The following is a 2,679-nucleotide window of genomic DNA, read 5'->3' as shown; positions in this document are numbered from 1 at the left end:
TTCCGGCACCGACATCATGGAGAAGGCGTACTGGAAGCAGGTGGGCACGCAGCCACCCGCTGCGCTGTATGTGTCGGCGGGCCTGGGCATGGGCGAAGTGCTGAACATGGCTAGCGAACTGCAGGCCTACACGCTGACTGATCGCGCTACTTATGGCGCCTACCGCGCCAAGACCGCGCTGGAGATCGCCGTCGAAGGCGACCCGAAAATGTTCAACCCTTACGGCATCATTGCAACCAATCCAGCCAGACATCCCGGCGTGAACTACAAAGGCGCCCGCGAGCTGATCGACTGGATCACGTCGCCGGAGGGACAGGCGAAAATCGCGGCCTTCAAGCCCGCGGGCCAGCAACTGTTCTTCCCTTCGGCGAAGTAAGAGTTCGTGGCGCACGTTTGATTTAAATCAAGTCCGTACGGGAGCGGGAATCGTAGGCTGGTAGCTTTCACCTTGAAAATTTTGAAGGGGAGGCCAGCTCATGTACACATCTTTTCTGATTGACATGTCCCGTTCCACGTTGCAAGCCGCCCAGCAAGCGAGCTTGCTGAACATGCAGTTAGCCCAGGCTCTGCTGGAGGTGAGCCTGCGGCTGATGCGCGTTGCGGTGGAAAACCAGCTGGGCCTGCTGCGTCTGGCTGGCGAGCGTCCGCCAGCCCTCATCGCGGGCGGCTCAGCTGACCTGGCGCTCGTGAAGCCAGCCGAGAATCGCTGAACTGACGGCCTGCGGGTGCTCGCGCTGTGGGAAGTGTCCGGCGCCCGGCAGCAGAATGCGCTGATATGGGCCACTGAACAGGTGGTCCTTGTGCTCTGATGTCTGCGGCGAATTGGCGCCGTCCTCCGTGCCGTGCAGGACCAGCGTGGGCACGTTGATCACCGATTCACGATGCAGGCGTTCTTCCAGTTGCGCGTACAGGGGATCGGATGGCGCCAGGCCCCAGCGGTGGCGGTAGGAGTGGATGGTGATGGCGGCCCAGTCAGGATTGTCCCAGGCGTGCATGGTGTCGTGGAATTCGCCGTCGCTGAAATGCCACGAGGGCGACCAGGATTGCCACAGCAGACGGGCGAACTCCCGGCGTTCCTTGCGCAGTGCCTCGGCGCCGCGGTCCGTGGCCATGTACCAGTGATACCAGTAATTCTTTGCCTGGACCAGGCTCAGTGTCTGGCCGGGCGTGTTCGTGCCCCAGCCAACCGAGATGGCCACGCAGCGCGCCACACGCGTGGGCTCCAGCAGGGCGGCGTTGTAGGCGGCGCGGGCGCCCCAGTCGTGGCCGATGACGCTGAATCGTTCGATGTCCAGCGCGGTGGCCAGGTCGAACAGATCTTGCGCGAGGGCGCTCAGCTGGCCGCTGCGCGGTGTTTCGTGATCGAGGAAGCGGGTTTCGCCGAAACCGCGCAGACTGGGCACGATGATGCGCCAGCCCTCTGCTGCCAGCGCGGGCAGAATGGCGTCCCATGTATGGACATCGTCCGGCCAGCCGTGCAGCAGGAACAGCGGCTCGCCGGATGGATTGCCATGCTCGCGGTAAGCCACACGCAAACGCCCGGTATTCACGAAATCCATGATCCCTCCGCAATGAGTGCACTGGTCAGCGATTATATGCCTGCCCAGCCATGCGCCGCCGGTTTGTGTGGCGCGTTATTCTGCGTGCATGTACGACGTCATCGGTTTATTGCAATGGCCCGCCATGGCTGCGTCCCTGCTGGCCGCGTGGCTGGTCGGCTCGCGCTCGGCGCGCCGGCGGCTAATGGGCTTCTGGGTTTTCCTGCTCAGTAATCTGCTGTGGGTGGTGTGGGGCTTTCAGGATGACGCGTGGGCGCTGATCGTATTAAACTGCTGCCTGGCCGTGACCAATGTGCGCGGCATTTTGAAGAACGAGAACGGATAAATCATGGAAAACCTGCACATCGTCTGCCCGCATTGCGATGCTGTGAACCGCGTGCCCTCGGAGCGCCTGCGCGAAGGTCCGACTTGCGGCAAATGCCAGAAGGATCTGTTCACCGGCCATCCCGTTGACCTCTCCACCGCGCGCTTCCTCAAGCATATCGAGCGCAATGATATTCCTGTGCTGGTGGATTTCTGGGCACCTTGGTGCGGACCTTGCCGCACGATGGCGCCGTTCTATGAACAGGCGACTGCGCGCCTGGAACCGGGATATCGCGTGGTGAAGGTGAATACGGAGAATGAGCAGCAGTTGGCGGGGCAGTATGGCATTCGCAGCATTCCTACGCTGGCCCTGTTCCGCGGCGGGCGCGAGATTGCGCGCCAGCCGGGGGCAATGGATGCGTCCAACATCGTCGCCTGGGTGCAGCAGAACGACCGCCGTTAAGCGATTTTCTCCAGCCAGCGCTTGATGCCGTCCAGGGTGCGGAAGTCCGCCACGGAGCGGCATTCGATGTGCGGGTGACGCGTCGCCAGCATTTTCGACAACGCCGCACCGGGACCCAATTCCAACGCCGCCGTGATGCCTTGCTCGGCCATGGCGTCCATACAATCCATCCACCTGACCGGCTCCGCGAGCTGCCGCGACAGGTGCGCGACCGCGTCGCCCGCGCCGGGCGTTTCGCCGCCCGATGTTGCCATGCCACCGCCAGCCTGGCCCGCTCCGCTGCCTGCTGAGGCTATGCCTGCCGCAGCCTGGCCCGCGTCGCCGTCCGCCCGATGCGCTGAATCGCGATGCGCG

5 protein-coding genes and 1 pseudogene are annotated in these 2,679 nt (G+C 63.4%); 4 read left to right on the top strand and 2 right to left on the bottom strand.

The window, feature by feature from the left end; translation table 11 throughout:
- Positions 1-376: substrate-binding domain-containing protein (locus tag AB4Z11_RS28870; RefSeq protein ID WP_442029261.1), on the top strand; the 376-nt coding region annotated here is incomplete at its 5' end.
- Between the two features lie 100 nt (positions 377-476).
- The gene (locus AB4Z11_RS28865; protein WP_442029260.1) at positions 477-710 is read left to right on the top strand and encodes a hypothetical protein; all 234 of its coding nucleotides are present in this window, start codon (positions 477-479) and stop codon (positions 708-710) included.
- Here the strand turns inward: AB4Z11_RS28865 and AB4Z11_RS28860 are convergent.
- Positions 669-1,559: an alpha/beta fold hydrolase gene (locus AB4Z11_RS28860; protein WP_442029259.1), complete on the bottom strand. Its 891-nt coding sequence runs from the start codon at positions 1,557-1,559 to the stop codon at positions 669-671. The two genes, AB4Z11_RS28865 and AB4Z11_RS28860, sit on opposite strands and share 42 nt — an antisense overlap.
- An 88-nt stretch (positions 1,560-1,647) precedes the next feature.
- On the opposite strand from AB4Z11_RS28860, the gene AB4Z11_RS28855 reads away from it, so the two are divergent.
- Together AB4Z11_RS28855 and trxC are read left to right on the top strand one after the other, a co-directional pair.
- Positions 1,648-1,884: a hypothetical protein gene (locus tag AB4Z11_RS28855; protein WP_442029258.1), complete on the top strand. Its 237-nt coding sequence runs from the start codon at positions 1,648-1,650 to the stop codon at positions 1,882-1,884.
- Between the two features lie 3 nt (positions 1,885-1,887).
- Positions 1,888-2,325, top strand: coding sequence for a thioredoxin TrxC (trxC, locus tag AB4Z11_RS28850; RefSeq protein ID WP_442029257.1), 438 nt, complete (start codon positions 1,888-1,890; stop codon positions 2,323-2,325).
- Here the strand turns inward: trxC and AB4Z11_RS28845 are convergent.
- A pseudogene (locus AB4Z11_RS28845) lies at positions 2,322-2,679 on the bottom strand (hypothetical protein); the annotation flags it as partial. The gene trxC and the pseudogene AB4Z11_RS28845 overlap by 4 nt on opposite strands.

Source organism: Pseudoduganella sp. RAF53_2, assembly GCF_052113985.1.
Taxonomy (GTDB): Bacteria; Pseudomonadota; Gammaproteobacteria; order Burkholderiales; family Burkholderiaceae_D; genus Rugamonas.
The sequence above is the reverse complement of the archived record's forward strand: the minus strand, read 5'-3'. Positions and strand labels throughout refer to the sequence as shown.

Bases quoted from the DNA above. Each gene is read 5' to 3' on its own strand.
- AB4Z11_RS28865 (WP_442029260.1), top strand. From the start codon at position 477: ATGTACACATCTTTTCTGATTGACATGTCCCGTTCCACGTTGCAAGCC.
- AB4Z11_RS28860 (WP_442029259.1), bottom strand. From the start codon at position 1,559: ATGGATTTCGTGAATACCGGGCGTTTGCGTGTGGCTTACCGCGAGCAT.
- AB4Z11_RS28855 (WP_442029258.1), top strand. From the start codon at position 1,648: ATGTACGACGTCATCGGTTTATTGCAATGGCCCGCCATGGCTGCGTCC.
- trxC (WP_442029257.1), top strand. From the start codon at position 1,888: ATGGAAAACCTGCACATCGTCTGCCCGCATTGCGATGCTGTGAACCGC.